Annotated in this window: 23 protein-coding genes; 15 read left to right on the top strand and 8 right to left on the bottom strand. The window is 70.2% G+C overall.

The genetic code is table 11. The features are described 5' to 3' along the window. Window positions 1–112: 112 nt before the first annotated feature. The 7 genes from LV75_RS30230 to LV75_RS30200 all read left to right on the top strand — a co-directional run bounded on the left by LV75_RS30230 (window position 113) and on the right by LV75_RS30200 (window position 6,048). Window positions 113–901, top strand: a complete 789-nt coding sequence (locus LV75_RS30230) for a 2,3-dihydro-2,3-dihydroxybenzoate dehydrogenase (RefSeq protein ID WP_253890766.1) — start codon at window positions 113–115, stop codon at window positions 899–901. A gap of 53 nt (window positions 902–954) precedes the next feature. Further along, a complete protein-coding gene (locus LV75_RS30225) occupies window positions 955–2,079 on the top strand; it encodes an isochorismate synthase (RefSeq protein WP_253890765.1) in 1,125 nt (374 codons plus the stop codon). Next, a complete protein-coding gene (locus LV75_RS30220) occupies window positions 2,076–3,653 on the top strand; it encodes a (2,3-dihydroxybenzoyl)adenylate synthase (protein WP_253890764.1) in 1,578 nt (525 codons plus the stop codon). The genes LV75_RS30225 and LV75_RS30220 overlap by 4 nt, the downstream gene beginning before the upstream one ends. Beyond that, window positions 3,653–4,288 carry an isochorismatase family protein gene (locus LV75_RS30215; protein WP_301320073.1) on the top strand — a complete coding sequence of 212 codons (636 nt, stop codon included), beginning with the start codon at window positions 3,653–3,655 and terminating at the stop codon, window positions 4,286–4,288. The genes LV75_RS30220 and LV75_RS30215 overlap by 1 nt, the downstream gene beginning before the upstream one ends. Next, the gene (locus LV75_RS30210) at window positions 4,285–4,509 is read left to right on the top strand and encodes a phosphopantetheine-binding protein (RefSeq protein WP_253890762.1); all 225 of its coding nucleotides are present in this window, start codon (window positions 4,285–4,287) and stop codon (window positions 4,507–4,509) included. Before LV75_RS30215 ends, LV75_RS30210 begins: the two co-directional genes overlap by 4 nt. 39 nt (window positions 4,510–4,548) lie before the next feature. Beyond that, window positions 4,549–5,472 (top strand): HNH endonuclease signature motif containing protein, encoded by a 924-nt coding sequence (locus LV75_RS30205; protein WP_253890761.1) that lies wholly within the window; start codon window positions 4,549–4,551, stop codon window positions 5,470–5,472. A 102-nt stretch (window positions 5,473–5,574) separates the two neighbouring features. Continuing rightward, on the top strand, window positions 5,575–6,048 hold the full coding sequence (locus LV75_RS30200; protein ID WP_253890760.1) for a ricin-type beta-trefoil lectin domain protein: 474 nt from the start codon (window positions 5,575–5,577) through the stop codon (window positions 6,046–6,048). Between the two features lie 77 nt (window positions 6,049–6,125). On the opposite strand, the gene LV75_RS30195 is transcribed toward LV75_RS30200, so the two are convergent. Then, on the bottom strand, window positions 6,126–6,560 hold the full coding sequence (locus LV75_RS30195) for a hypothetical protein (protein ID WP_253890759.1): 435 nt from the start codon (window positions 6,558–6,560) through the stop codon (window positions 6,126–6,128). Between the two features lie 167 nt (window positions 6,561–6,727). On the opposite strand from LV75_RS30195, the gene LV75_RS30190 reads away from it, so the two are divergent. Beyond that, window positions 6,728–7,939, top strand: coding sequence for a helix-turn-helix domain-containing protein (locus LV75_RS30190; protein WP_253890758.1), 1,212 nt, complete (start codon window positions 6,728–6,730; stop codon window positions 7,937–7,939). 77 nt (window positions 7,940–8,016) lie between these two features. On the opposite strand, the gene LV75_RS30185 is transcribed toward LV75_RS30190, so the two are convergent. Beyond that, window positions 8,017–8,934, bottom strand: coding sequence for a TauD/TfdA dioxygenase family protein (locus tag LV75_RS30185; RefSeq protein WP_308211068.1), 918 nt, complete (start codon window positions 8,932–8,934; stop codon window positions 8,017–8,019). 275 nt (window positions 8,935–9,209) lie between these two features. On the opposite strand from LV75_RS30185, the gene LV75_RS30180 reads away from it, so the two are divergent. From LV75_RS30180 to LV75_RS35215, 6 genes are all read left to right on the top strand, one after another. Beyond that, window positions 9,210–10,442, top strand: a complete 1,233-nt coding sequence (locus tag LV75_RS30180) for an ROK family transcriptional regulator (protein ID WP_253890757.1) — start codon at window positions 9,210–9,212, stop codon at window positions 10,440–10,442. An 85-nt stretch (window positions 10,443–10,527) separates the two neighbouring features. After that, window positions 10,528–12,096 carry an ABC transporter substrate-binding protein gene (locus tag LV75_RS30175; protein ID WP_253890756.1) on the top strand — a complete coding sequence of 523 codons (1,569 nt, stop codon included), beginning with the start codon at window positions 10,528–10,530 and terminating at the stop codon, window positions 12,094–12,096. After that, a complete protein-coding gene (locus LV75_RS30170; protein ID WP_253890755.1) occupies window positions 12,093–13,052 on the top strand; it encodes an ABC transporter permease in 960 nt (319 codons plus the stop codon). Before LV75_RS30175 ends, LV75_RS30170 begins: the two co-directional genes overlap by 4 nt. Further along, window positions 13,049–13,903, top strand: coding sequence for an ABC transporter permease (locus LV75_RS30165; protein WP_253890754.1), 855 nt, complete (start codon window positions 13,049–13,051; stop codon window positions 13,901–13,903). Before LV75_RS30170 ends, LV75_RS30165 begins: the two co-directional genes overlap by 4 nt. A 16-nt stretch (window positions 13,904–13,919) precedes the next feature. After that, window positions 13,920–16,220 (top strand): arylsulfatase, encoded by a 2,301-nt coding sequence (locus LV75_RS30160; RefSeq protein ID WP_253890753.1) that lies wholly within the window; start codon window positions 13,920–13,922, stop codon window positions 16,218–16,220. Next, window positions 16,207–17,751 (top strand): dipeptide ABC transporter ATP-binding protein, encoded by a 1,545-nt coding sequence (locus tag LV75_RS35215; RefSeq protein WP_308211067.1) that lies wholly within the window; start codon window positions 16,207–16,209, stop codon window positions 17,749–17,751. The genes LV75_RS30160 and LV75_RS35215 overlap by 14 nt, the downstream gene beginning before the upstream one ends. A 1,557-nt stretch (window positions 17,752–19,308) precedes the next feature. Here the strand turns inward: LV75_RS35215 and LV75_RS30145 are convergent. The 4 genes from LV75_RS30145 to LV75_RS30130 all read right to left on the bottom strand — a co-directional run bounded on the left by LV75_RS30145 (window position 19,309) and on the right by LV75_RS30130 (window position 22,973). After that, a complete protein-coding gene (locus tag LV75_RS30145) occupies window positions 19,309–20,139 on the bottom strand; it encodes a LamG-like jellyroll fold domain-containing protein (RefSeq protein ID WP_253890752.1) in 831 nt (276 codons plus the stop codon). After that, the gene (locus LV75_RS30140; RefSeq protein ID WP_253890751.1) at window positions 20,136–20,987 is read right to left on the bottom strand and encodes a S24/S26 family peptidase; all 852 of its coding nucleotides are present in this window, start codon (window positions 20,985–20,987) and stop codon (window positions 20,136–20,138) included. Before LV75_RS30140 ends, LV75_RS30145 begins: the two co-directional genes overlap by 4 nt. Window positions 20,988–20,991: 4 nt before the next feature. Continuing rightward, entirely contained in the window at window positions 20,992–21,639 is a 648-nt protein-coding gene (locus LV75_RS30135; RefSeq protein ID WP_253890750.1) for a hypothetical protein, read from the bottom strand. 449 nt (window positions 21,640–22,088) lie between these two features. Beyond that, on the bottom strand, window positions 22,089–22,973 hold the full coding sequence (locus tag LV75_RS30130; RefSeq protein ID WP_253890749.1) for an ArsR/SmtB family transcription factor: 885 nt from the start codon (window positions 22,971–22,973) through the stop codon (window positions 22,089–22,091). Between the two features lie 146 nt (window positions 22,974–23,119). On the opposite strand from LV75_RS30130, the gene LV75_RS30125 reads away from it, so the two are divergent. Continuing rightward, window positions 23,120–24,901, top strand: coding sequence for a PLP-dependent aminotransferase family protein (locus tag LV75_RS30125; RefSeq protein ID WP_253890748.1), 1,782 nt, complete (start codon window positions 23,120–23,122; stop codon window positions 24,899–24,901). 56 nt (window positions 24,902–24,957) lie between these two features. Here LV75_RS30125 and LV75_RS30120 read toward each other — a convergent pair whose 3' ends face one another. Continuing rightward, entirely contained in the window at window positions 24,958–25,554 is a 597-nt protein-coding gene (locus tag LV75_RS30120; RefSeq protein WP_253890747.1) for a hypothetical protein, read from the bottom strand. Between the two features lie 14 nt (window positions 25,555–25,568). Next, window positions 25,569–26,270, bottom strand: a complete 702-nt coding sequence (locus LV75_RS30115; protein WP_253890746.1) for a hypothetical protein — start codon at window positions 26,268–26,270, stop codon at window positions 25,569–25,571. Window positions 26,271–26,490 lie beyond the last annotated feature (220 nt).

The raw sequence follows: 26,490 nt of genomic DNA, 5'->3' as shown, positions 1-26,490 counted from the left end.
TAATGACGCGGTGATCACCTGATCCGGTGATCACCGGCGTCGCCCGCCGCCACAAGGGGTCAGCCATGGCACACCGAGCCGCCGCCGTCCCGTTATCCCCGGGAGCCCACTGATGTCCGGTCACCCAGCCCGCTTCGGTGACCGGGTCGCCGTGGTCACCGGCGCGGGCCAGGGCATCGGGGCCGCTGTGGTCGCCGCGCTGGCCGCCGAGGGCGCCGCCGTCGCCGCGGTCGACCTCGACCGGGTCCGGGTCGCCGCCGTCGCCGCCGAGCACCAGGCGCACGGCCGCCCGGTCCGCCCCTACCCCGCCGACGTGTCGCACGCCGACGCCGTCGACCGGGTGGTGACCAGGGTCGAGGACGACCTGGGTCCGATCGACATCCTCGTCAACGTCGCCGGTGTGCTGCGCCCCGGTCCGGTCCTCAAGTCCACCGACGAGGACTGGCTGGGCACCTTCGCGGTCAACTCCGACGGTGTCTTCTTCTTCTCCCGCGCGGTCGCCCGCCGGATGGTCCCGCGCGCCGCGGGCGTGATCGTCACCGTCGGCTCCAACGCGGTCGGCGTGCCGAGGATGGACATGGCCGCCTACGCCGCGTCCAAGGCCGCCGCCACCATGTTCACCCGTTGCCTCGGCCTGGAACTGGCCCAGCACGGCATCCGGTGCAACGTCGTGTCCCCCGGGTCCACCGACACCGCCATGCAGCGGTCGTTGTGGACCGGCGACGGCGCGCGGCGGGTCATCGAGGGCTCCCCGGAGAGCTACCGGGTGGGCATCCCGCTCGGGCGCATCGCCGAGTCGGCCGACATCGCCGACGCGGTGCTGTTCCTGGCCTCGGAGCAGGCGCGGCACATCACCATGCAGAACCTCTACGTCGACGGCGGCGCGACCCTGGTCGGCTGACCCTCCACTATGGACACAGAACGAGTGGACACCCGATCAGAACGGAGCAGTCTGTGCCTGTCCTGGGAACCCTTCCCGTCGAGGCCCGTCCAGAGGAGCTGACCGCGGCCTACCGGCCGGGCGCGTTCCTGTTCACCTCCCCGACCGGGGTGCTGCTCGCCGAGGGCGAGCGCGCCGTGCTCGGTTCCCCGGTCGAGGCCGCGGGCGCGCTGGCCGACGGCGAGATCGTCGTCGGCGCCCTCCCGTTCGACCCCGCCGCGCCCAGCCGCCTCGTGGTGCCCGAGCACGTGCGCCGCTCCGGCCCGCTGCCCGCCATCGCCAGGCCGGCCCCCCGCGTCGGCGCCCGCTGGCTGGCCCAGCACACCGACGCCGACGCCTACCGCACCGGTGTGCGCCGCGCGCTGGCACTGATGGAGGCCGGTGAGCTGAGCAAGGTCGTGCTGGCCCGCAGGCTCGACCTGGTCGCCGCCGAGCCGGTCCACGTGCTCGACCTGGTGCGCGCTTTAGCCGCCCGCGACCCGCGCGGGCACACCTTCGCCGCCGACCTGGGCGACCGCACGCTGCTGGGCACCAGCCCGGAGCTGCTGGTGCGCAGGCAGGGGCGGATCGTCTCGTCCAACCCGCTCGCCGGGTCCCGCCCGCGTTCCGAGGACGCGGTGCTCGACGGCCGCAACGCCACCGAGCTGCTCGCCTCGGCCAAGGACCGCCGCGAGCACGCCCTGGTGGTGACCGCCGTCGCCGACGGGCTCGCCCCGTACTGCAAGCAGCTCAGCGTGCCCGCCGAGCCCGAACTGCTGCCCACGCGGGCCATGTGGCACCTGTCCACCCAGGTCTCCGGGGTGCTGGCCGACCCGGACACCCCGGTGCTGGAGCTGGCGACCGCGCTGCACCCGACGCCCGCGGTCTGCGGGTCGCCGACCGCGACCGCGCGCCGGGTGATCGGCGAGCTCGAGCCGTTCGACCGCGGTTTCTACACCGGCGTCGTCGGCTGGTCGGACGCGCGCGGCGACGGCGAGTGGGTCGTCACGATCCGCTGCGGCGAGGTCCGCGGTGCCACGCTGCGCCTGTTCGCGGGCGCCGGGTTGGTGCCGGGGTCGGACCCGGAGGCCGAGCTGGCCGAGACGGGCGCGAAGCTGCGCACCCTGCTCGGCGCGCTGGGCGTGGAGGAATCGGCGTGACCGACTGGGTCCCGTTCCCCGACGACGTCGCCGCCCGGTACCGCGAACTGGGGTACTGGACGGGCGAGACGTTCGGGCAGTTCCTGGCCGACCGCGCCGCCCGGTTCGCCGATCGGGTCGCCGTGGTCGACGACCGGCAGCGGTGGACCTATCGGGAACTCGACGAGCGCGCGACCCGCATGGCGCACGGTTTCGTCGCCAGGGGCATCGAGCCGGGTGACCGGGTCGTGGTGCAACTGCCGAACGTGGCGGAGTTCCTATCCGTCGTGTTCGGACTGTTTCGCGCAGGCGCGGTGCCGGTGTTCGCGTTGCCGCCGCACCGTTCCAGCGAGATCTCGTACTTCTGCTCGCACACCGACGCCGTCGGGTACGTGATCGCCGACAAATTCGGCGGGTTCGACTACCGGGTGTTGGCCGATCAGGTCGGTGTGCGGGAGGTGTTCGTGCTCGGGGATCCCGGGCGGCACACCGCGTTGGACGACGTCCCGGTCGACCCGTCCGGCGAACTGCCCACTGTGGACCCATCAGGGCTGGCGTTCCTCCAGTTGTCCGGTGGCAGTACAGGTGTGCCGAAGCTGATCCCGCGCACACACGACGATTACCTCTACAGCGTCCGGGAAAGCGCCGACATCTGCGGCCTGGACACCTCGTCGGTGTACCTGGTCGCGCTGCCGGTCGCACACAACTTCCCGATGAGCTCGCCGGGGATCCTGGGCGCGCTGCACGCGGGTGCGCGGATCGTTTTGGCGTCCGCGCCGAGCCCGGACGTGGCGTTCGGGTTGATCGAGCGGGAACGGGTGACGATCACCGGGGTGGTGCCGCCGATCGCGCTGGTGTGGCTCGACGCGGTCGCCACCCGCTCGGAGGACCTGTCGTCGCTGCGGGTGCTGCAGGTCGGCGGCGCGAAGTTCGCCGAGGAGGCGGCCCGGCGGGTGCGGCCGGAGCTGGGGTGCGGGTTGCAGCAGGTGTTCGGGATGGCCGAGGGACTGGTCAACTACACCCGGTTCGACGACGACGAGGACCTGGTCGCCATCTCCCAGGGGCGGCCGATCTCGCCGGACGACGAACTGCTGGTGGTGGACTCCGACGACGTCCCGGTCGCCCCCGGTGAGGTCGGGCACCTGCTCACGCGCGGGCCGTACACGATCCGCGGCTACTACCGGGCCGACGAGCACAACGAAGTGGCCTTCACCGACGGGTACTACCGGACCGGCGACCTCGTGCGGGTCCTGCCGTCCGGGCACGTGGTCGTCGAGGGGCGGGCCAAGGACCAGATCAACCGGGGCGGGGAGAAGGTCGCCGCGGAGGAAGTCGAGAACCACTTGATCGCGCACCCCGCTGTGCACGACGCGGCCGTGGTGGCCGTGCCCGACCCGTTCCTGGGGGAGCGGACCTGCGCGTTCGTGGTCGCCTCCGGTGAGGTGACCGGACCGCAGCTGCGCGCGTTCCTGCGCGAACGCGGGTTGGCCGCCTACAAGATCCCCGACCGGGTCGAGTTCGTCGCCGAGTTCCCGCACACCGGCGTCGGCAAGACCAGCCGCCGCGACCTGCGCCGCGCGTTGGGAGGCCGGTGATGGGGCTGCCCACCATCGCGCCGTACCCGATGCCCACGTCGGTGCCGCGCAACCGGGTCGAGTGGACCCCAGACCCTGACCGCGCGGTTCTGCTGGTGCACGACATGCAGAACCACTTCCTGCGCGCGTTCGCCGCCGGGGCTCAGCCGCTGGTCGACCTGATCGCCAACATCGGCACCCTGCGCGACACCTGCAGGCGCCTGGGCGTCCCGGTCGTGTTCTCCGCCCAGCCCGGCGGCCAGAGCCCCGACCAGCGCGGCCTGCAGCTGGACATGTGGGGCCGCGGCATCGGCCCCGACCCGGCCGACGCCGAGATCACCGCCGACCTGCGCCCGGGCGGCAGCGACCGGCTGATGACCAAGTGGCGCTACAACGCCTTCCACCGCACCGAGCTCGAATCGCTGATGGACGGCCGCGACCAGCTCATCGTCACCGGCGTGTACGCCCACATCGGCTGCCTGATGACCGCGACCGACGCGTTCATGCGCGACATCCAAGCCTTCCTGGTAGCCGACGCCGTCGCCGACTTCTCCCCGGAAGACCACGACATGGCCCTGCGCTACGCCGCCACCCGCTGCGCCACCACCATGATGACCACCCGGGTCATCGACCTACTCACCCGAGGCACCCGATGACCCCCGAAGAACTGCGCGCCCAGGTCGCCGCCCTCCTCGAAGTCCCCGCCCGCACCATCGCCTTCGACGACAACCTCCTGGACCACGGCCTCGACTCCATCCGCGTGATGACCCTGGTCGAATCCTGGCGCACCCCCGGCATCGCCTTCGCCGACCTCGCCGAAACCCCCACCATCACCGCCTGGTCCGCCCTCCTCAGCGGTGACCGACACTCTCAGTAACGGCGTTACACGGTCGGGGTCGGCAACGATGACCTGACCGTGGCAGAAATTGGTGACCCCGTCGCGTGGCTGATGCTCGCGGCGGGCGACAAGCGCGAGCACGGCGGCAACGACGGCTACGACGACGCGCCCTCGGAGCACTACAGCTGGGACAGCACCGTCGCCAACCGCGACGGTCCGCAGCCCGGGCACATCATCGTGCTGCGCGACGACAAGACCCTGCTGGGCGTGTCGGTGATCGACAAGGTCGTCGTCGACACGGCCGAGAAGCAGCGCTACAAGTGCCCCCGGTGCGCGCTCGCGGACTTCAAGCCGCGCTCGACCAAGACGCCCAAGTTCATCTGCAAGTGCGGCAACGAGTTCGACGAGCCCGTCGCCCGGTCCGAGGTCGTCACCACCTACCGGACCGACCACGCCGCCTCGTGGGTCGACCTGCGCGGTGAGCTGTCCACACAGCAACTCCGCGACCTGTGCGTCAGCCCGAAGTCCCAGCTCAGCATCCGCGCCTTCCGCTTCGACGACTTCGTCGCCGCGCTCAAGGAGCAGCCGGGCATCTCCCGGTTGACCCCGGTGCGGGCGCGGATCGCAGGCGGTCACCGCAAGGCGGTCGTGCGCGTCCGCAAGGGGCAGGGCCAGTTCCGGGCCGACCTGCTCGACCGGTACGGCGACCTGTGCGCCTTCACCGGTCCGATGCCCCGCGAGGCGCTGGAGGCGGCCCACCTCTACAGCTACGCCGCCGACGGCAAGCACCGCGAGGACGGCGGCCTGCTGATGCGCCGCGACATCCACCGCCTGTTCGACCTCGGCCACATCGCCGTGGACCCGGCGGCGATGACTATTGACGTGGTCGGCGGCCTGCACAAGTACAGCGTGTACGCGCCGCTGCACGGCAGCGAGCTGCACGTGGCGCCCACCGCCCGGCAGCGGGAGTGGCTGACCAAGCACTGGGCCCTGTACCGCTGACGCGCACCCGATCGGGTGGGAAGTGCGGTCGGGGCGGGTCGTGGGGGCTGGTGGGCGGCAATGTCCTGAGTGGACCTGTGTCGAGCCATCAGGAGGAAGACCATGCGTGTGTTGCTGCTGTCTGCCGGGCTTCTGCTGCTGACCCCCGCGGTCGCCTCGGCCGGGGTGGCGGAGGGGGAGGTGCACGTGCGGTCGGTGTCGACCGGGCAGTGCCTCACCCGGCCGGTGGAGCCGGGGGTGGTTTCCGGGCAGGCGTGCAGCCCGCTGGACCGCCAAGCGTGGCAGTTGACCGCCACCGACGACCTCCGGGTGGCCATCACCGCCGCCGGGACCGACCTCTGCCTCTCCTACACCGACCTCGACGACGTCGTCACCCAACCGTGCGATGAGTTGGAGGCGCCCCAGGCCTGGCGGCTGGTGGAACAGGAAAGCGGGTACTGGGTCCAGGCCGCCAAGGACGACGCCGGGGTGAGCTGGTGCCTGTGGCACGCCGACGGCGGGGAGTACGTCGGGCTGCAGCCGTGCGCCGGGTCGGTCCCGGGCGAGCGCTGGGAACTGCCGGTCTTCGGCGAGTGACCCGTCCCCGGCTCCACCGCACCGCGCTCGAAGCAGCGCGATCGAGGTTGGTGGAGCCGGGCAGCGGGACCGATCGCTCAACCGGGAAGGGCGCCGCCGAGCTCCAGTGGCCACTGTGGACCGATCCCGGACACCTGACCCCGCAACCACTCCACCGCGCCGGACCCCACCAGCGGCCCCTCGACGGCGCCGATGTCGAAGTGCCCCACGACCACGGCTCGCGTCCCGTCGACCAGCATCCCCGACATCCGCACCGACGGCCCGGTCGAGGAGGTCGCGGGCTCCACGTACACCCACGCCTCCGCCAAGGTGTGGTGCCAGAACAACAGCCGCGCGCAAACCAGGGCTTGTTCCCCCGGCTCCACGTCAACCTCCACCTGCGCGGGCCCACGACCGGTGACGGCCACCGACAGCCGCCCCACCGAAGGTTTCCCGCTCCCGATCCAGTGTCGCCGCACGGCGGCCACCACGTCGGGCAAAGTGCCATCAGCCATGTCAAGTGCGGTGGTCATCGCAACTCCTCTCCAAGAGTGCCAACCCTGCACGGCGAGCCGCCCCGGCGACAGCGCCGTGATGCCGCCGTTTCCCGGCCCCCGCGCGGCCGGGATGCGGCCAGGCCGGGTATGACCAGTGGTGATGGTGCGTGCGCTCAAGGTGACCGCTGTGCCATGCTGCCCCCGTGGTGGCGCGACGTGCGAGGTTGGCCGGGGCCAGGCGGGCCGCGGGGTTCACGCAGGAGACCTTGGCCGCGGCCCTCGGGGTCGACCGGACGACGGTGCAGCGGTGGGAGTCGCGGACCCGGGAGCCGCTGCCGCACGTGCGGCCGCGGCTGGCGCGGCTCATCGGGGTGTCCCTGACCGAGTTGGACGCGATGATCCAGGAGGGTGCGGTGGAGCGCAGGGGATTCCTGGCCGGTGCCGTGTTCAGCGCCGCGGCCTCGTTGGGGCCCAGCCGGGAGTGGCTGGTCGCCAGTCTGGAGGAGTTCGCGGGGCCGCCCGCCAAGGTGGGTTCGGCCGATGTGGCGGCGTTGCGGCAGGCGTTCTCGGTGTTCCAGGAGCTCGACGTCATGCGGGGTGGTGGGTGTGCGCGGGCGCACCTGGGCCGGTACCTGGAGCAGGTCGTCGCGCCCTTGGTGGAGGCCACCGCGCCGCACACGCCTGTGGGCAAGGAGTTGTACTCAGCGGTCAGTGAGCAGCACTACCTGCTCGGCTGGATGGCCTTCGACGACGGGGACAACGGGTTCACTCAAGCGCACTTGCTGCGGGCGTTGCGGTTGGCGCAAGCAGCGGGCGATGTGGACTTGGGTGCTCACGTGCTGGCGGGCCTCTCCGATCAGGCGACCACCAGCGGACACCCCCAGCACGGTTTGAGACTGGCGCGCACCGGCCTCGCGGGTCAGACGCGGTCCTCCGCGTGTGTGGCTCGACTGCGGGCACTGGAAGCGCGGGCCGCCGCTGCGGTGGGGGATGAGCGGGAAGCCAGGCGGAGCGTCGAGTTGTCGCAACAAGAGTTCGCGAACAAGGGGGATGAGCCGGAGTGGGCGCGGTTCATTGACACCGCCTACCTCGCTGGCGAGTACGCGCACGTGTTCCGGGACCTGGGCCTGCCGGAGGCGAAAGCCTTTGCGCGGGAGTCCGCCGCCGCAGCGGAGCTCCAGGGTCGGGCAAGGCGAGGAGCATTGGCGGCCGCGGCCTTGGCGCGGGCGGAGATCACGGCTGGGGATGTGGAGGCGGCGGCCGGCGCGGCCGGTGCGGCGTTGCGGTTGGCGGTGAAGGTCCAGTCGAAGCGTTCTGTGGCGGCGGTACGGGATCTCGAGGTCAGGTTGCGGCCGTACCAGTCCACCGGTGCTGTCCGGGAGTTCGTTGACGGGGCCGCGATCCTCGGGGGATGAGGCCGTCCCCGGGCACGCTGAACCCGTTCCAGCGTGCCCATCGAGACCGGACCACCTCGCTCAAATCCACAAAGGACCTAGATGTTCGAGAAGTGCGACGCATCCCCCGTCCGCACCACGCTGTGCGTCCCGTCGATGCTCACCGGCACGTCACCGGCCAGGGTGATCCGGTGCAGGCGCCGGGCCTGGTCGTCGTAGTCGGCGATGGCGTAGTGCTGGGTGGCGCGGTTGTCCCAGATCGCGACGTCGCCGTCCTGCCAGTGCCAGCGGACGGTGTTCTCCAGGCGGGTGACCCGGTTCTGCAGGAGCTGGAACAGGATCTGCGACTCCACCGAGCTCACCCCGATCAGCCGCTTCACGAAGTGGCCGAGCAGCAGTGACCGCTCGCCCGTCTCCGGGTGCACGCGCACGACCGGGTGCTCGGTCTCGTAGAGGTCGGACTGGAACTCGGCGCGGTACTGCTCGGTCTTCACGTCCACGCCGCCGATGCGCAGCTCGTCGATGTTGGCCGCGTAGTCGTAGGCGTTGGTGTGCACCGCCCACAGCCCGTCGACCAAAGCCTTCAACGACAAGGGAAGCGACTCGTACGCGGCGACGGTGTTGGCCCACACCGTGTTCCCGCCGTACGGCGGCAGGGTGATCGCGCGCAGGATGCTCACCGAGGGCACTCGGTCCACAAAGGTCACATCGGTGTGCCAGCTGTTGGCCTTGCCGTACTCCGAGTCGATCGGCAGGACCTGGGGGTTGACCACCCCGCGCACGGTCGGGTGCGCCAGGGTCACCTCGCCCAGCAGCGACCCGAAGGCCAACTGCCCGGCGTCGTCGAGGTGTTCTTGGCCGCGGAAGAAGATGACCTTGTTCGCCAGCAGCGCGGCGCGGATCGCGGCCACGGTCTCGGCGGACAGGTCGCCGCCGAGGCGGACGCCATCGATGCGCGCGCCGATGTTCGAACCCAGCTTGACGACCGACACCTCGGTCTCCAGGGACTGGCTCACGGTGGGGGTCCTTTCTCCAGAGGTGGGATGGCCTGAACCTACGAACGCCACGGCGCGGCCAACAAGCTTCCGCAAAGCACTGAAATTAAGTGGGCACCACCGGTTCCATATCCCGGACGCCGTTGACATCCCCTGTGGACAATCGGATTCTTCCCCTTGTGCGCCGTTGTCGTTGATCGCCATCGCCCGCCCGCCGCAGCGCGGGTTCGTCTCCACGTGAGTTCTTTACCCGCTCGAACAAAAGCGGAAAACCCTTGCCCGGAGGAAGGTCGACCGTGCCCGACACCCCGCGCCGAACCAGCGTGCGCGCCGCCAACGCCGCCGCCGTGCTCGCCGTGATCCGCCGCGACGGCCCGCTCTCGCGCGCGGCCATCGGCGAGCGCACCGGGCTGAGCATGCCCACGGTCAGCAGGCAGGTCGGTGTGCTCATCGAACTCGGTCTGCTGCGCGAGTTCCCCGAACTGGTACCGGTCGGCGCGATCGGCCGCCCCCGGGTGCCCATCCACCTCGACGACACCACCTACGCCGCCTGCGGTGTGCACATCGGGGTGAGCACCATCACCTACGGCCTCGCGGACCTGCGCGGCACCCTGCTCGACTCCGAGGAGATCCCCACCCCGCCGGGCGGCCCCGAGGACGTCTTCGCCCACATCGCGGGCAAGGTCCGCGCCTTCCTGCGCCGCTGGCCCCGGCGCCGCGTGGTCGGCATCGGCCTGGCCAGCGGTGGTCTCGTCGACGCCGAGCGCGGCCTGCTCGACCACGACCGGCTCGGCTGGCACCGGGTCCCCGCCGCCGACCTGCTGCGCCGCGCCACCGGCTACCCCGTGCACCTCGACGGCCACGTCGCCGCCATGGCCAACGCCGAACTGCTCTTCGGCTGGGGCCCGCGCGTGTCGAGCCTGCTGTACTTCTACGCCCGCGAGGTCGTCGGCATCGCGCTGTCGGTCGACGGCGTGCTGCACCGCGGCCCCGGTGGCGGCGGCAGCATCGCCCACCTGCCCATCGGCGGCGAGGTCCGATGTCCGTGCGGGGCCACCGGCTGCCTGGAGGCCACCGTCGCCGACCGCACGGTCGCCGACAAGGCCTTCGCCGCGGGCGTCGTCGACGAACCGGACATCCGCCTGGTCCGCGCCGCCGCCACCGCCGGTGACCCCACCGCCACCGCCCTGCTCGCCGAACGCGCCGCCGCGCTCGGCCGGGCCGTCGGCCTGCTGCGCGACGCGCTCAACCCGGACCGGGTCGTGCTCGGCGGGCAGGCGATCACCGACCCGGCGGAGCGGCTGCCCGACCTGCTGCACGCCTTCGCCACCACCACGACCCTGCCCGGCACCGACATCGTCTCGGTGACCAGGTTCGGCCCGACGCTGCAGGCCACCGCCGCGTGCACCGGCCTGCTCAACCGCCTGTTCGACCACCCGCTCGACCTGCTCGACCAGGCGCCCCGACCCGACCAGGTCACCGGCGCCCCACCCGCCCCGCGCACCGCCGACCCGGTCGGCGCCCCCTGAACCACGCCCCGTGGACCACGCCCCGTGATCCAGCTCGCCCCCTGAACCGCACCAGCCGGTGAACCACCACAGGAGAACACCCCCGATGAACCCACCGTCCAGACGCCAGGCGCTCAAGGCCGCTGCCGCCGCCGTTCTGCTGCTCGCCGCGACCGCCTGCCAGTCGGCAGTGGACGCGCAGACCAGCCCGGCGGGCCCCGCCGCCGCGCCCAAGCAGGGTGGCGTCGCCGAGATCGGCGTCAACCTCGACCTGGTCCCCGCCAACCTGTTCACCAACAGCAACGTCTCCATCACCACCGTCGTCGGCCTCGTCTACGACACCCTGGTGCGCTACGACAACAAGACCCTCGAGCCCAAGCCCCGGGTCGCCACCGAGTGGAAGCAGAGCGACGGCGGCAAGACGGTCACGCTCAAGCTGCGCACCGACGTCAAGTACCACTCCGGCCGCACGCTCACCTCCGCCGACGTCAAGTTCGCGCTGGGCAACTACGCCGACCCCAAGTGGAACGGCCAGCTGATCAGCACCGCCAAGACCATCACCGCCATCGACACCCCGGCCCCCGACCAGGTCGTGCTGCACCTGGAGCACCCGGTCAGCAACCTGTTCGACCTGCTCGACACCGTGCCGCTGGTCGACTCCGAGACCGCCGCCGACATCGCCACCGGCAAGAAGCTCATCGGCACCGGCGCGTTCAAGTTCGACTCGTGGCGCCCCAACACCGACCTGACCTTCAGCAAGAACCCGGCCTACTGGGGCGGCGCGCCCTACCTCGACGGTGTGCACGTGCGGGTGATCCCGGACGCCCAGTCGCTGGCCGCGGCCGTGAAGTCCGGCCAGGTGCACCTCGCCCGCGGCGTCGGCTACCGCGACGCCGAGGCCCTCGCGAGCACCCCCGGCCTGAAGGTCACCTCCCTGGAGGGCGCCGAGCTGCAGGCCTACGTCGGCCTCAACGTCACCGCCCCCGGGCTCGAGGACCCCAAGGTCCGCCAGGCCATCGCCTACGCGCTGGACAAGGAGCGGATCATCAAGGAGGTCTTCCGGGACAAGGGCTACCCGGTGTCGCTGCCGTGGCCGCGCACCAGCCCGGCGTACGACCAGGAGCTCGACAGCCGCTACAAGCACGACGTCACCAAGGCCAAGGCGCTGCTGGCCGAGTCGGGCAAGCAGCTGCCGGAGATCCCGCTCACCTACGTCGGCAACGACCAGGTCTTCACCGCGATCGCGCAGATCATCCAGAACAACCTGGCCGAGGTCGGCATCAAGGTGGCCCTCACCCCGGTCGACTCGACCGGCTTCGTCAAGCAGCTGATCGGGGCCCAGTTCCCGGGGCTGTGGACCACCAACCACTCCTGGGCGCAGTTCTCCCCGGCGACGCTGACGGTCAGCGCGTACCCGTTCAACGCCCGCCGCAACGCCTCCAAGTACAGCTCCCCGGCCTACACCACGGCCGCCGACAACGCCTGGAAGCTGCAGTCGGTCACCGGCCCCGAGGCGACCGCCGCCTACAAGGAGCTGTCCACCCAGCTGCTCGACGGCGCGTTCCTCGCCGAGATCGGCGTCGTGTTCGAGCAGGCCGTCACCCGCGACGCGCTGCAGGGCTTCGAGTGGTCGCGCAGGCGGGAGCCGGACTTCAGCAAGGCGTTCGTGGCATGACCCGGTACCTGCTGCGCCGCGCGCCGTCGGCGCTCATCGTGCTCTGGCTCGCCTCCGTGCTGATCTTCCTGGTCATCCGGGCGATCCCGGGCGACGCGGCCGCGGCGATGGCAGGTCCGGACGCCTCACCGGAGGCCATCGCGGCCATCCGGCACGACCTCGGGCTCGACCTGCCGGTGGTGACCCAGTACCTGGACTGGCTGGGTGGCCTGTTCAGCGGTGACCTCGGCAGGTCGTACCTGATCGGCGGCGACATCGCCGATCTGGTGGGAGAGGGGTTCGCGAACACGCTGACCCTGACCCTCTCGGCACTGCTCATCGCGGTCCTGGTGGCGCTGCTGCTGGGACCGCTGTGGGCGGCGACCAGCAACCGCTGGGTGGACCGGGTACTCACCGGCTTCCACACCGCCGCGGTAGCCCTACCGCCGTTTGTGACGGGCGTTGTACTCATCATCGTCTTCGGGGTGATCTTCCGGTTGCTGCCCACCGGTGGCGTCCCGCCCAAGGGCATGTTCGACCGGCTGGACATCACCGTGCAGTACCTGGCTCTCCCCGCGGTGTGCTTAGCGCTACCGGTGGCCGGTGTGCTTACCGGCTTCCTCGCCGAGACGCTGCGCGGAGAACTGCGACAGGACTACGTGACCACCGTCCAGGCTGCAGGCGTTAAGAGGCGCGAGATCGTCGTGCGGCACGCCATGCGCGGCGCGCTTCCGGTTGCCATCACGACGCTAGGCCTGCAGACCGGTGCACTGCTCGGTGGCGCTGTCCTGGTCGAGTCGATCTTTTCGTGGCCAGGGCTCGGGTTGCTGGTCGAGCAAGGCATCACCCGGCGGGACTACCCGGTCGTGCAGGTGCTGTTGATGCTGTCGGTCGCGGTGTTCGTGTTGGTCCAACTGGTCACCGACATCGTGCACGCCGCCTTGGACCCGAGGATCCGGTTGGGAGCCCAGACATGACCGCGACCCTTGAGACGCCCGAGCCTGTTGAAGTCGCCGTTCCCGTTCGGCCTAAGACGTTCTTACGCGGTAAGGGACTCGTCGGCTTGGTCTTAGTCGGGTTGGTGATCGCAGCGGGGCTGATCGGTCCGCTGCTGGTCTCCTGGGACCCTTACGAGCAGATCCCCGGTGCCAACCTGCTTGGCCCGTCCGGCACGCACCTGCTCGGCACCGACGACCTCAACCGCGACATCCTCGCCCGCCTCCTCGCGGGCATCCGCGTCGACCTGCTGATCGGCTTCACCGCCGTGCCCTTCGGCGCGCTGCTCGGCTGCGCGATCGGCGCCCTGGCCACGGTCAACAACGTGCTGGACGTCGCCGTGCAGCGGCTGTTCGACGTGCTGCTCGCCTTCCCGCAGCTCATCCTCGCGATCGGCCTGGCCGCGGTGATCGGGCCCGGCACCACCTCGGTGGTCATCGTGATCGTCTGCGTGGAGGTCCCGATCTTCGGCAGGCTGCTGCGGACCGCGGTGCTGCGGGTCCGCGAGTCGCAGTTCGTCACCGCGTCGGAGGTCATCGGCGCGGGCAAGGCCCACGTCCTGCGCCACCACGTGCTGCCCAACTCGCTCGAACCGGCGCTTGTGCAGCTGGCGCTGTCGCTGTCGGTAGCGGTGTTCATCGAAGGTGCCATGAGCGTGCTCGGCATTGGAGTGAGCCCACCGCACCCCTCCATCGGCGCGGTGCTCACCACCTCCTTGCGCTACCTCGATCTCAACCCACTTTTCGCAATCGGACCACTGGTGGTGACAGCGGTGCTCGTGTTGGGCTTTCAGTTGATCGCCCAGGCCACGAACGCCGCGCGCGGCGCATGACCAGGAAGGGCAAGACATGAGCTCCCCTAAGAACATCCCGGACCACGCTCGCGGGTACGACGGCTTCACCGGTTCCATCGGCCGGGTCTTCGCCGAGTCGCGGCCCGGGTGGCCGGTCGAGCGGCGCGCGAAGGGCCCCAACATCGTCGTCATCCTCGTGGACGACCTGGGCTACGCCGACATCGGCCCGTTCGGCGGCGAGATCGCCACCCCGACCCTGGACGCGTTGGCCGCGGGCGGTCTACGGCTGACGAACTACCACACCACGCCGCTGTGCTCGCCCTCGCGCGCGGCGCTGCTGACCGGGCTCAACCCGCACCGCGCGGGCTTCGCGTTCCCCGCCAACTCCGACCCCGGCTTCCCGGCGTACTCGTTCCAACTGCCCGACAACGCCCCCTCGCTGCCCGAGTCGCTGCGCGCGGCCGGGTACGCCACCTTCGCCGTCGGCAAGTGGCACCTCACCCGCGACGCGGCGGGCCACGACGCGGCCGACCGGTCGTCGTGGCCGCTGCAGCGCGGGTTCGACCGGTACTTCGGCAGCCTCGAGGGCCTGACCAACCTGCACCACCCGCACCGCCTGCTCTGGGACAACAGCCCCTACGACGGCGACTTCCCCGAGGGCTACTACCTCACCGACGACCTCACCGACCGCGCGGTCCGCATGATCGACACCCTGCGGGCGAGCGACCCGGACAAGCCGTTCTTCCTCTACTTCGCCCACCACGCCATGCACGGCCCGTTGGGCGCCAAGGACTCCGACCTGCAGCGCTACCGCGGCCGCTACGCCGAGGGCTGGGACGCCATCCGGGAGACCCGGTTCGCCAAGCAGCTCGCCGAGGGCCTGTTCCCCGAGGGTACGGCGCTGGCGCCGCGCAACAGCGAACCCGGCCGCGACGTGCTGCCGTGGTCGGAGCTCTCGCCGCGGCAGCAGGAACTGTTCGCTCGGTACATGGAGGTTTACGCGGCGTCACTGGACAACGTGGACCAGAGTATCGGCCGGATCGTGGAGACCCTGCGCAAGCACGGCGAACTCGACGACACGATCATCGTCTTCACCTCCGACAACGGCGCGACGGCCGAGGGCGGGGCCGAGGGCACCCGCAGCTACTTCAGCCAGTTCGTGCACGTACCCGGCGTGCCGTCCACTTGGGACCGCGACGTCGAGCGCGAGGTGGACCTGCTCGGCGGGCCGCAGACCACGATCCACTACCCGCGCGGGTGGGCGCAGGCGTCGAACACCCCGTTCCGGCTCTACAAGTTCGACACCTACGCGGGCGGCGTGCGCACCCCGTTCATCGTGCACTGGCCCGCCGGGCTCGAGGCCGGGCTGCGTCACCAGTACGTCTACGTGACCGACGTGACGCCGACGTTGCTGGAACTCGCGGGCGTGCCGCGCCTGGACGCCCGCCAAGGGGTCGCCGCGGCCGAGGAGGACGGCGTCAGCGCGGTGCCGGTGCTGCGCGACGCGGACGCCGAGTCCGGGCACACGACGCAGTACACCGAGACCGGCGGCAACCGGGGCTACTACGCCGACGGGTGGAAGATCGTCACCCGGCACATCCCGGGCAAACCGTTCGACGACAGCGAGTGGGAGCTCTACCACGTCGAGTCGGACCCGACCGAGACGACGAACGTGGCCGCCAAGCACCCGGAGAAGCTGGCCGAGCTGGCCGCGGCCTGGGAGCACACGGCCTGGCACAACACGGTGTTCCCGCTCAACGACCACAGCCCGGCCAACCACCTGCGCCGCCCCGGCGACCAGCGCCTCGAGCGGCCAGTGACGCTGTACCCGGGGATCCCGCTGCTGGAGCGGTACCGCTCGGCGCAACTGGTGCAGTTCCGCGACTTCGTCGTCGAGGCCACTGTGGACTTCACCCCCGGCGACCGCGGCGTGCTCTTCTCCCACGGCGACCAAGGCGGCGGCTACGTCGTCTACATCGAGGACGACGCCGCCCACCTGACCTACAACGCGTACGGCGTCGTGCACCGCTCCGGCCCGGTTCCGCTCGGCTCGGCACCGGTTCGCCTGTCCGCCACCGCGTTGCCGGACTTCCAGTGGTCCTTCGTGCTGGACACCGGCGCGGGCACGGCCAAGCTGGGCCCGGTCGCCCAGCTGATCGGCCTGGCCCCGTTCACCGGCATCAGCATCGGCTCCGACCGCGGCGGTCCCGTCGACTGGGACCTGCACACCCGCGAGGCCACCTTCCCCTACACCGGCACCCTGCGCCACGTCCGCTACGAACCGGGCGCCCAGGCCGACTACGACCCCAAGCTCATCGCACGACTCTGGGCGGAGGCCGAACGTGTCTACGACTGATGTCCTGTCCGTGACGGGACTGCGGGTCGCCTTCGGCCAGGTGGAAGCGGTGCGCGGCATCGACTTCACCGTGGCCGAGGGCGAGATCCTGGCGCTGGTGGGGGAGTCCGGCTCGGGCAAGTCGGTGACCGCCCGCGCCGTGCTCGGCCTCCTGCCCGCGGGGGCCTCGGTGCGCGGTAGTGCGCGGCTGGGCGAGCAGGAGCTGGTCGGCGCCGAGGAGGAGACCCTGCGGCAGGTCCGGGGTCAGCAGGTCGCGATGGTCTTCCAGGAGCCCGCGACCGCGCTGAACCCGGTCCACACCATCGGCTGGCAGATCGCCGCGGTGCTGCGCGCCCACCAGCAACTGTCCAAAGCGGACGCCTCCCGGGAGGCCGTCCGCCTGCTGGAGCTGGTCGGCATCCCCGAGCCCGCGACCCGGGTGCGCCACTACCCGCACCAGCTCTCCGGCGGCCAGAAGCAGCGCGTGGTCATCGCCATCGCCCTGGCCAACAACCCCCGCCTGATCATCGCCGACGAACCGACCACGGCCCTCGACGTGACGGTCCAAGCCGAGATCCTGTCCCTGCTCCGCGACCTGCGCGACCGCCTGGGCACCGCCATCCTGCTGATCACCCACAACATGGGCGTGGTGGCGGACCTGGCCGACCGCGTAGCCGTTATGCGCCAAGGGGAACTGGTCGAACAGGCCCCCGTGGAGGACCTGTTCGCCCGCCCCGCCCGCGCCTACACCCAGGAACTCCTCGCCGCCGTCCCCCGCCTGGGCCACCGCGCCCCGTCGGCCGTGCCGGTGGCCGACCTCGCACTGCACCTGGACCAGGTCGTGGTGCACTACAAGGACTTCGTCGCGGTCGACAAGGTCGATCTTCGCATCGGCCAAGGCGAGGTCGTCGGCCTGGTGGGCGAGTCGGGGTCGGGCAAGTCCACCATCGGCAAAGTCGCCGCGGGCCTGCTCCGCACCTCGTCTGGCTCGGTGACCGTCCTCGGCACCGACCCGATCAGCGCCCGCCCCCGCATCGGCTTCATCTTCCAAGACCCCGGCGGCTCCCTCAACCCCCGAATGTCCATAGCGGACTGCATCGGTGAACCCCTCCGCGTCCACAAGGCAGCTCGAGGCAAGCAATACCGAGACCGCATAGCCGACCTCCTCGACTCCGTCCGCCTCCCCACCTCCTACACCCACCGCCGCCCCAAAGAACTCTCCGGCGGCCAACGCCAACGCGTCGGCATCGCCCGCGCCCTGGCCCTGAACCCGGCCCTCCTCATAGCCGACGAACCCACCAGCGCCCTCGACGTCTCCGTCCAGGCAGCGGTGCTGGAGCTGGTGACCGACCTGCAACAGACCCTCGGTTTCGCCTGCCTCTTCATCAGCCACGACCTGGCGGTGGTCGACAACCTGGCCCACCGGGTAACAGTCCTCCACCAGGGTCGCGTGGTCGAGGAGGGCCCGCACCACGAGGTCCTCAGAACCCCAACCGCCCCCTACACCCGCCGCCTGGTGGCAGCCATCCCCATCCCCGACCCCATCGAATAACGCCACCGCCGAACCCGAGAAGTAGCCCCCATCGCCTAGCGCCACTGACCTTCTTGTTCACCCGGGGCAGCGGTTGCCTCCCCTTCGCACCGCTGCCCCGACACCACTCTCTCCTCGCGCCGTTGCCCCAGCTGCAATCCCGCCCGGGAGTAGCGGCACTCTCTACTCCGCACAATGCCACCACTGAGCTCTCCGAACCCCCGCGCACCTCAGAAGTCCCTGGCGCCTGCCCATCACCCGTCAGATCTGCCCCAACCCACAGCGCCAACCCCTGGACACTCGGAACTGCTGGTGCCGCCCCAGCTCACCCGAGTCGCCCCTGTCAATTCAGCCCTCGTCAGGTCCTGCCCTAGCCCACCCACCCAGCCCCGGACACTCGGACTCGCTGGTGCCAACCCAGCCCCCCGCCAGGTGTGCCGTCCCCGGTCCACCCACTCAGCCCTGGACTCTCGGGCCCGTCGGTGCCAGCCCAGCTTCCGTCAGGTCCGCCCCAACCCACCTACTCAACCCGTGGACCCTCAGGCCCGTCGGTGCCAACTCGCTCCCCGGGCAGGTCCGCCCCAACCCACTAACCCAGCGCCTGAACACTCAGAAGTTCCGGTGCCAGCCTGCCCCCCGTCAGGTCCGTCTCCGCCCACCTGCTCAGCCCGTGGTCACTCGGACCCTGCGGTGCCAACTCGCCCCCCGTCAGGTCTGCCCCCGGCCCGCCTGCTCAGCCCCGCGCTCCTCGGAGTCGCCGGTGCCAACCCGGCTGCCGTCAGGTCCGCCCCAACCCACCTGGCCGACCACCGGACACCCGGACCTTGCGGTGCCAGCCTGCGCCCCGTCAGGTCCGCCCCAGCCCACCTACCCAGCACCTGGACAGTCGGACTCGCTGGTGCCAAGCCGGCTCGATGGGGCGGACTTGTTTTGCGTGGGGGGACAGGACCCGTAGCCTCGTTGGCGGCTGCTGGGCCGTCCCTTTGGCCCCCAGCTTTTGAGCCCAGCACGGGTTCTGTAGGGGCCCCGCGCAAAACAAGTTCGCCCCATCGAGCTTTCCGCATTGTCGCGGATCGGGCGCCGAGGTCGCCGCCAGGCGACGAGGCCGTCCACCGGAGCCGAAGGCGGAGGCCCCGAATTTCTTGCCCCGCATCCCCAGCCCGGGCATGCGCCAAGATCAACCTGATCGAAAGCCCCCAAATACACAGCCTACCGCGCAGCACCGACAACCCGGGAGCACCAAGCAAGGCCCTGTGGACAGCCAAAGCCGTTGTGGACAACCCAGCCGCCCCACAAGATCATCTGCCACAAGAGCCCCCGATATGCAGCCTACCGAGAGGCGCCGACAGAACGGGAGTAGCACGCAAGGCCCTGTGGACAAGCGAACCCGTTGTGGACAACCAATCGACCCACTGGATCGGCGCACCCAGCACCCGCCCCACACTCGCCACCCGACCGCACCCAGCCCGCCCACACTGGCCACCCAGCGCCCGCCCCACGCTCACCACCCGGCGCGCCCATCCACCCGACCACACCACACCGCGAACCACTCAGCAGCCACCCACACCGCAGGCAGCCTCAGTTCCCCGCATTAAAATGCTGCGTAACCTGCGTAGCCGTCAACGCAAACGGATAGAACGACACAAACGCCATGTAGTCCCAAAAATGCGCCGCCGCCTGATCGCTCCCAAACCCATTCGTAAACCCATTAGTATTCTCGTACCCGATCCGAAAATAAGCAGTCAACGCCGACGGATGCCCGTTGACCGACGCCCGCTGCACCCCGTCCACATACAGAATGATCCCCGAAGCTGCATCATGCACCCCCACCACGTGATGCCAAGCCCCGTCATTCAACGCATAAGACGTAGCGATCTCGTAGTTCGACGCCCCCTTCACCAGGAACGCCACCCGCCCCAGCGACGTGATGATCAGCAGATTCGTCTTGTTCGTCGACGCGCCCGTCTGCGTGCTGCCGAAGCCGTTGATGACACCTTGGCTGTTCACCGTGCGGAACCAGGCTTCCTGGCTGGTGCTGGACCCCGGCGCGATCGCGATCGTGCCCGGCGTCGAGACCCAGTGTGTTTCGTCCAAGCGCGCGTACCAGTCCTGGGGGCGCACGCAGGGGTACGGCACGGCGGCGTTGGAGTTGCGGCCGCCTTGGTAAGTGCCGTCGGCGCCGGTGGGGGAGGCGTCGTAGGCGATGACGCCGCCTGCGCCCTCGTTGAGGGGGTAGTGGCGGGTCGCGCCGTCGGCGAGGGGGACCTGGGTGCAGTCCAGGACGGCGGACTTGATCCGGTTGGTGGTGTTGACCACGCGCGCGAGGAAGGCGCTGACGGTCGAGCTCGTGCCGAGCCAGGTGACCAGCACCAGCACACCGACGAGCGCGGCCAGCCGCCGCTTGGTCATGTCGCCACCCTCCTCCCCAGCGCCAGCGAGGCTCCCAAGGGGACGCAGCACAGCCCCAGACACACTGTCCACCACAGCCACGACATGTGCGCGTCGATCGAGAGCGGCACCTCGCCCGTCGCGTCCGCCGCGTGGCTGACCAGCTCGGCGACCTGACCCGCGCGCAGGTCGGCCGACACCCCGTCCGGGTCGGCCACGCGCACCGGCAGCACCCCGGTGCCCACCACGGTCGCCGTGGTCGTGCCCTCCTCGCCGAGGGTCATCAGCAGGCTGGCGTTGACCAGCGGCCGCAGCACCAGGATCGCCGCGCACAGCACCAGCGGGACGCCGACCAGCCGCGCCGCGGTGCGCCAGCGCGGGGCGGCCCAGGTCGTCAGCAACCACACCAGCGCGACACCGGGGACCACGATCGGCAGCGACCGCACCACCCACGCCATTCCCCACCAGCGCGCGACGACCTTGCCGACCAGCTTGTCGCCCGCCACCGGCCACGGGTCCTCCGCGCCGTTGATGTCGCCCTTGGTGAACACCGCGCCGCCCTCGACCCTGGACACCCGGTGGGTGTGGATCGGGCCGCCCTCGGGCGGTTGGAACGAGATGATGTCGCCGACGCGCACCTCGCCCAGCTCGACCGGCCTGGTGAGCACCAGCGTGCCGACCGGGGCGGCCTCGCCCATCGACGGGGTGTCGACCGAGAGCCAGCGGCCGCCGGTCACCCACCAGCCGACCGCGAGCGCGATGCCCAGCAGCACCAGCGCCGTGGCCGCCAGCAACCGGACCCGGGCGCCCGGCTGCCGGGCAGCGCGGTGCTTTCCACCACGCTGCCCGGCAGCCGGGTCGATGCTCATCGGATCAGGAGCTGAACGTCCAGGTCAGTGCCTGGGACGCGGTCAGGCCCATGTAGCTGTTGCCCAGACCGGAGGGCAGGCTCACCACAAAGGTGTACGGCTGGGAGCCCGCCGGGGCCAACGCGGTCAGCGACAGCGGGGTGGTGAACGCGGACAGGAGTCCGTTGTAGATGGTCGGACCGGTCGCCGTGGCCGCGGTGTAGATCTTCAGCGTCACCTGGGCGCAGAAGTCCGACGCAGGCGTGATGCCGCTGACCGAGCCGGACTGGCTGCAGGTGCCCGGGGTCAGGGTGAAGGTCGCGGGGGTGATGCTGCCCTGGTTGGACAGGGTGACGGTCTTGGTCGCCGAGCCGCCGGGCAGCAGCGTGTTGCCGGTGTACTTGTTGATCGTGGCGCAGTTCGCCGAGTTGGTCGACGAGCTGTTGCTGGTGCAGGTGTTCGAGCCGTCGGTCTCCTGCATGATCAGCGAACCGGTGGACACGGTGTCGGTGGTGTTGGTGATGGCGGCGGTGAACGCCGACAGCGTGCCGGTCAGCGACAGCGCCAGCAGCGCGGTGCCGATGAGGCCACCCAGGATCACGATCAGGGCTGTCCTGCGGTCGCGCGAGCGCCTGCGCACCGCCCTCGGCGTGCGGCTCGTCTGAGCAGTCATGGCAAACCCTTTCTCGGTCCGGCATGGGTGGTGCCGGCTGGGCGGGGACGCGGATCTCGCTCGGGTGCACCACACAGTCCATCGCGGACCGTGGGGCATTCCTTATGCGTTGATACGTACGAGTTTGCTCCGGGTGACGACGGAGCCTGGCCCGACCGGGTGATGTGGACGGTCCAACTCGGACGCTCTGTGGCACTGAGCGTCGCCGCGTCCCCGCTCACCGCCGTCCTGGCGGCCGGAAACGGGGGTAACTACACGCTGAGTATGAAAAGTGCGCAACGGATGCGCTTGAGTCGCTGAATCGGGTGAACTTGGCCGCAGATCCGGTTACCGACCGGTTCGGGTTACCTGGCTCACACCTTGCGGTGGTTCCCATCGCGCACTCGGTTACTTCACCACCCCTGAGTGGGCGAACGTGGAGTACCTCGGGTGCGGGACGGGTGCGCAGGCTACCTCTTGATGGGCGGCAACGGCTCCCCCGTCTCCAACAGGGTCTTGAGGCTGGACAGGATCTCCGGCCACCCGTGGCTCACTCCGGCCACCAGTTCACTGCCGGGCTCGAACCCGTCGTGGGTCACCGTCAGCCGCACCCTTCCCTCCAGTGCCTCGATGTCGAAGGTCACCTTGGACCGGCGCTGCGCGGCGAGCACCGCGATCTCCGCCGGGTCGAACCCGTGCGAGTCGCGCCACTCGTCGCTGAGCGTGTGCCAGGTGTAGGACAGCCGCGTCGGCCGGTCCGCGACCAGCACGACCTGCTCCGGGTCGGTGATCGTCACGCCGTTCTCCCGCCAGCTCATCGGCGCGCCCGCGACCCACTCGGAGGTCAGCTCCACGCCCCAGTACCGGCTGGTGAACGCGGGCTCGGTCAGCGCCTGCCAGAGCTTCTCCGGGGTCGTGTCGATGTAGGTGGTGTAGACGAACTCGGTGGGGCCTTCCGCGGTCGGCTCGGCAGTGCTCACGGGGTCTTCCAGGCTCACGGGGTGCTCCAGTGCTCGTTTCAGGTCGGCGAGCGCGCGCACGCGCCCCCGGTCGTACCTTCGGATCCAGCGGTCGGCGATCGCGTTGACCGGCTCGGCGTTGAGGTGGTGCAGCTTCTCCCTGCCCCGCCACACAGTGGTGACCAGATTGGCCGCCTCCAGCGCGGCCAGGTGCTTGCTCACCGCCTGCCTGCTCATCGCCACCCCCGCGCACAGCTCGCGCAGGCTCAACCCGTCGTGCTCGTTGAGCCGGTCCAGCAGCGCGCGGCGGTGCGGGTCGGCCAGCGCGCGGAACACGTCGTCGAGGTCCCGCACGGCCACGTCCACCCCCTCGGACAGGCAACCACTTGGCTGCATGTCCAGCTTAGGCAACCACGGGGTTGCCTGTAAACCCCGGCCGGGTGGCCGCCGCCCCCGGGCGGGTGGTGTCGGGTGCGCGGGATTCAGCCCGGCCGGGTGCTCGGGTAAGCCGGGGGTGGGGCCCACGCGACGAAGGGATCGACATGACGCAGGTCGACAGCCGCCCGTCCACGCTGCGCGGCGACGTGTTCACCGAGGACCTCGCCGTCCCGGAGCAGGAGATCTGGAACCCGTACCCACCCGCGCCGCCGACCGCCGAGCAGCTCAAGCTCAAACGCACCGGGCTCACCCCGGCCGAGCGGGCCGCCGCGCTGGACCGGCTGGCCGCGCACCTGGAGTACAAGCGCGACCACCTGCTCGGCTACCAGGTCAACGCGAACATGGCGGGGTACGCCGAGGACCTGGGCCGGTTCCTGCGCACGCACATCAACAACATCGGCGACCCGTTCCAGGACGGCGGCCTCAAGGTCAACTCCAAGGTCGTCGAGCAGGCCGTGCTCAACTACTTCGCCGAACTCTGGCGCGGTAAGCCCCACGTGCCCGCCGACCGGGAGTCCTGCTGGGGCTACGGGCTCAGCATGGGCTCCACCGAGGGCAACATGTACGCGCTGTGGAACGCCCGCGACTACCTCTCCGGTCGACGGCTCCTCGGGGAAGAGGAGTCCGACAGCGCCTCGCTGACCTACGCCGACCCGCAAGACGCCACCCCGGACAACACCGCGTACCAGCCGGTGGTCTTCTACTCCGAGGACACCCACTACTCGTTCAACAAATCCGTGCGCGTGTTGAACCTGCCGACCTTCGGCGAGCTGGGCAGGAAGCTCTATCCGAAGCAGTGCCCCATCAACGACGGGATCTGGCCTGACGAGGTGCCCTCTGCGCTACCGGGCACCACCCACCGCGACGAGCAGTACTCCACCTACGGCCCCGGCTCGATAGACGTCGACAAGCTCGTCACCCTCGTCGACTTCTTCGCGGGCAAGGGACACCCGATCATCATCAGCCTCAACTTCGGCAGCACCTTCAAGGGCGCCTACGACCCGGTCCGCGAGGTCGCCGACCGTCTGCTCCCGGTTTTCCACCAGCACAAGCTGATCGACCGCGAGCTCCACTACGGACAAGGCCGCAAGACCGACCACCGGCGCGGCTTCTGGATCCACGTCGACGGCGCGCTCGGCGCGGGCTACGTGCCGTTCCTGGCCAAGGCGGAGAAGGACCCGAAGTACGGCTACACCCCCGACGTCGCCGTGCCCGAGTTCGACTTCGGCATCCGCTCCCGGTACGCGCCCACCGGCGCCGACCCGGTCGAGCTGGACATGGTGGCCTCGATCGTGGTCAGCGGGCACAAGTGGATGGGCGCGCCGTGGCCGTGCGGCATCTTCATGACGAAGGTCAAGTACCAGATGCAGCCGCCGAGCAAGCCCGACTACATCGGCTCGTTGGACACCACGTTCGCCGGGTCCCGCAACGGGTTCTCGCCGATCGTGTTGTGGGACCACATCGCCAGCAACCCCGACGGCAAGCAGATCTCGCTCGCCGTGCACTCCCAGCGGATGGCCGCCTACCTGGTCGAGCAGCTGCACAAGGTGCAGGCCTACCGGCAGCTGAAGTTCAACGAAGACACCCTGTTCATCGACCGCACCCCGCTGGCGATCACCGTGCGGTTCCGCCGCCCCAGCGCCCGGCTGGTGGCCAAGTGGTCGCTCTCGACGGTGAGCATGCGGATGAACCCCGGCGACGACGGCAGCATCCGCCACCTCGCGCACGTCTTCCTGATGGCGTCGACCACCCAGGACAAGATCGACGCGTTCGTGACCGACCTGTACGCCTACGACGCCTTCGACGCGATCGACACCCACGTCGAGCTGCACCGCGCCGCGGCGGCGGTGGCCGACACCCCGTTCGTCGACCGCGGCTTCGCCTGATCCACAGTGGACCGGGGTGCGACTCTTGGTGAGCCGCACCCCGGTCCGTTGTGGACTCAGCCGACCTTCACGGTCACGTCGTCGATGTAGTAGGTGCGGGTGGACGGCCACGCCGCGCCGATGCCGACGGCCACGTTGAGCTCGCTGGCCGACACCGTGTTCACCGTCGTGGTGAAGGTGTACTTCGCCCATGTGTTGGCAGTGTGGGTGATCGACTGGTACTGCCAGCCCGCGCTCGGCGAACCGGAGTCGCTGTGCGGGTTGGCGGTGGCGGCGTAGGCCGCGGCGTTCCACGCGTTCGCGGACCCGCCCGCCGAGGACCGCACGTAGAAGCTGATCTCGACCGGCAGCGCGGCGCTCTGCTGCGGGTTCAAGTAGTACCACTGGATCCACGGCTTGCCCGCCGAGCTGAACGAGCGGATCCGGAATCGCGCGGACTGGGTGCCGCTACGCGCGACGGTCGTGTTCTTGTCCACCCAGTAGCCCGACGAGTAGCCATCGTCGTGCTGCACGATGTCGTTGGAGTTGTCGAAGTCGTACGTGTAGGTAACCGCGCTAACCCTGTTCGGGCTTGCCGCGGCGTCGACCGCGAACACCGCGGCGCCCGCGGTGAGCACGGCTGCGGCGATGGCCGCGATCTTCCTGCTCAGCATCGTTTCCCCCAGGATCAACCGATGGTGACGGACACGTCGTCGAAGTGCAGGAAGTCCCGCTTGCTCTCGAAGTTCGCGTGCAGCGCGATGGCGACGTTCACCGTGCCGCCCGAGGCGATCGTGTTGACCGTGGCCGTGTCGGTGTACTGGTGCCACCCGCCGTAGTAGTGCTCCGGCGTGATGTCCCAGCTGCCCAGACCGTCCCACGGCGGGTTCGACGCGGTGGCGCCCAGGTCGTGGTCGGTGCCCTTGATGGACGCGGTGGTCAGCCAGTACCCGGCGCCGGGGCCGCCGCTGGCGGGGGACCAGGCCCAGTAGGTGACCGTCACCGGCACCGCGGTGCCCGACGGGGCGGTGAACTGCTTCTCGATCCAGATGGTCCCGTTGTCCCAGGTGCCATCCAGTTGGTAGTTCAGCGACTGGCTGCCGCCGTGCGCCTGCGCGGTGCTGTGGTCGATCCACCAGCCGCGGGTGTTGCCGCCGTCCTCCGGTGACCAGCCTTCCCAGTCACCGCCCTCGAAACCGCTGGTGTACGTGGTCGAGGTGACCGAGGCCGGTGCGGTTGGCGCGGAGTGCGCTGGTGGTGCTGCCAGCGCTGGTGCCGCCGCGCCGACCCCGGCCAGCAGGCCGAGGCCGACGACGAGCGCGGTGAGCGCCCCCCGCGCCGACGGCCGGTGTGGAGACTGCTCGTGCCAAGGCAGCCTTCGTGAAGACACGATTGTCCTCCCAGTGGTGTGTGCTGCTCGCCCTGCGAATCTCCGCGCGGCGACGCCCGGCATTCACGGAAATGGCCGTGCCTACCGGTCGTTGTGCCGCGGGTTTCGGTGGTTGATCTCCCCAGATGCCTTCCGAAACCCAAGCTAGCAGCACCCCACGGGGCCAGTCAGCGCCGATTGGGTGTATCCCGACAAATGGTCGCGCTCGACCGCGCTGGTA

Origin of the sequence: Actinokineospora diospyrosa (genome assembly GCF_024171925.1) — a bacterium.
GTDB classification, from domain to species: Bacteria; Actinomycetota; Actinomycetes; order Mycobacteriales; family Pseudonocardiaceae; genus Actinokineospora; species Actinokineospora diospyrosa.
This window is presented reverse-complemented; position numbering and strand designations above follow the sequence as displayed.

What these genes read in the sequence shown, in the direction of transcription:
- LV75_RS30230 (WP_253890766.1), top strand. Translation starts at nt 113, where the DNA reads ATGTCCGGTCACCCAGCCCGCTTCGGTGACCGGGTCGCCGTGGTCACC.
- LV75_RS30215 (WP_301320073.1), top strand. Translation starts at nt 3,653, where the DNA reads ATGGGGCTGCCCACCATCGCGCCGTACCCGATGCCCACGTCGGTGCCG.
- LV75_RS30210 (WP_253890762.1), top strand. Translation starts at nt 4,285, where the DNA reads ATGACCCCCGAAGAACTGCGCGCCCAGGTCGCCGCCCTCCTCGAAGTC.
- LV75_RS30200 (WP_253890760.1), top strand. Translation starts at nt 5,575, where the DNA reads ATGCGTGTGTTGCTGCTGTCTGCCGGGCTTCTGCTGCTGACCCCCGCG.
- LV75_RS30195 (WP_253890759.1), bottom strand. Translation starts at nt 6,560, where the DNA reads ATGACCACCGCACTTGACATGGCTGATGGCACTTTGCCCGACGTGGTG.
- LV75_RS30175 (WP_253890756.1), top strand. Translation starts at nt 10,528, where the DNA reads ATGAACCCACCGTCCAGACGCCAGGCGCTCAAGGCCGCTGCCGCCGCC.
- LV75_RS30170 (WP_253890755.1), top strand. Translation starts at nt 12,093, where the DNA reads ATGACCCGGTACCTGCTGCGCCGCGCGCCGTCGGCGCTCATCGTGCTC.
- LV75_RS30165 (WP_253890754.1), top strand. Translation starts at nt 13,049, where the DNA reads ATGACCGCGACCCTTGAGACGCCCGAGCCTGTTGAAGTCGCCGTTCCC.
- LV75_RS30160 (WP_253890753.1), top strand. Translation starts at nt 13,920, where the DNA reads ATGAGCTCCCCTAAGAACATCCCGGACCACGCTCGCGGGTACGACGGC.
- LV75_RS30145 (WP_253890752.1), bottom strand. Translation starts at nt 20,139, where the DNA reads ATGACCAAGCGGCGGCTGGCCGCGCTCGTCGGTGTGCTGGTGCTGGTC.
- LV75_RS30140 (WP_253890751.1), bottom strand. Translation starts at nt 20,987, where the DNA reads ATGAGCATCGACCCGGCTGCCGGGCAGCGTGGTGGAAAGCACCGCGCT.
- LV75_RS30135 (WP_253890750.1), bottom strand. Translation starts at nt 21,639, where the DNA reads ATGACTGCTCAGACGAGCCGCACGCCGAGGGCGGTGCGCAGGCGCTCG.
- LV75_RS30130 (WP_253890749.1), bottom strand. Translation starts at nt 22,973, where the DNA reads ATGCAGCCAAGTGGTTGCCTGTCCGAGGGGGTGGACGTGGCCGTGCGG.
- LV75_RS30125 (WP_253890748.1), top strand. Translation starts at nt 23,120, where the DNA reads ATGACGCAGGTCGACAGCCGCCCGTCCACGCTGCGCGGCGACGTGTTC.
- LV75_RS30120 (WP_253890747.1), bottom strand. Translation starts at nt 25,554, where the DNA reads ATGCTGAGCAGGAAGATCGCGGCCATCGCCGCAGCCGTGCTCACCGCG.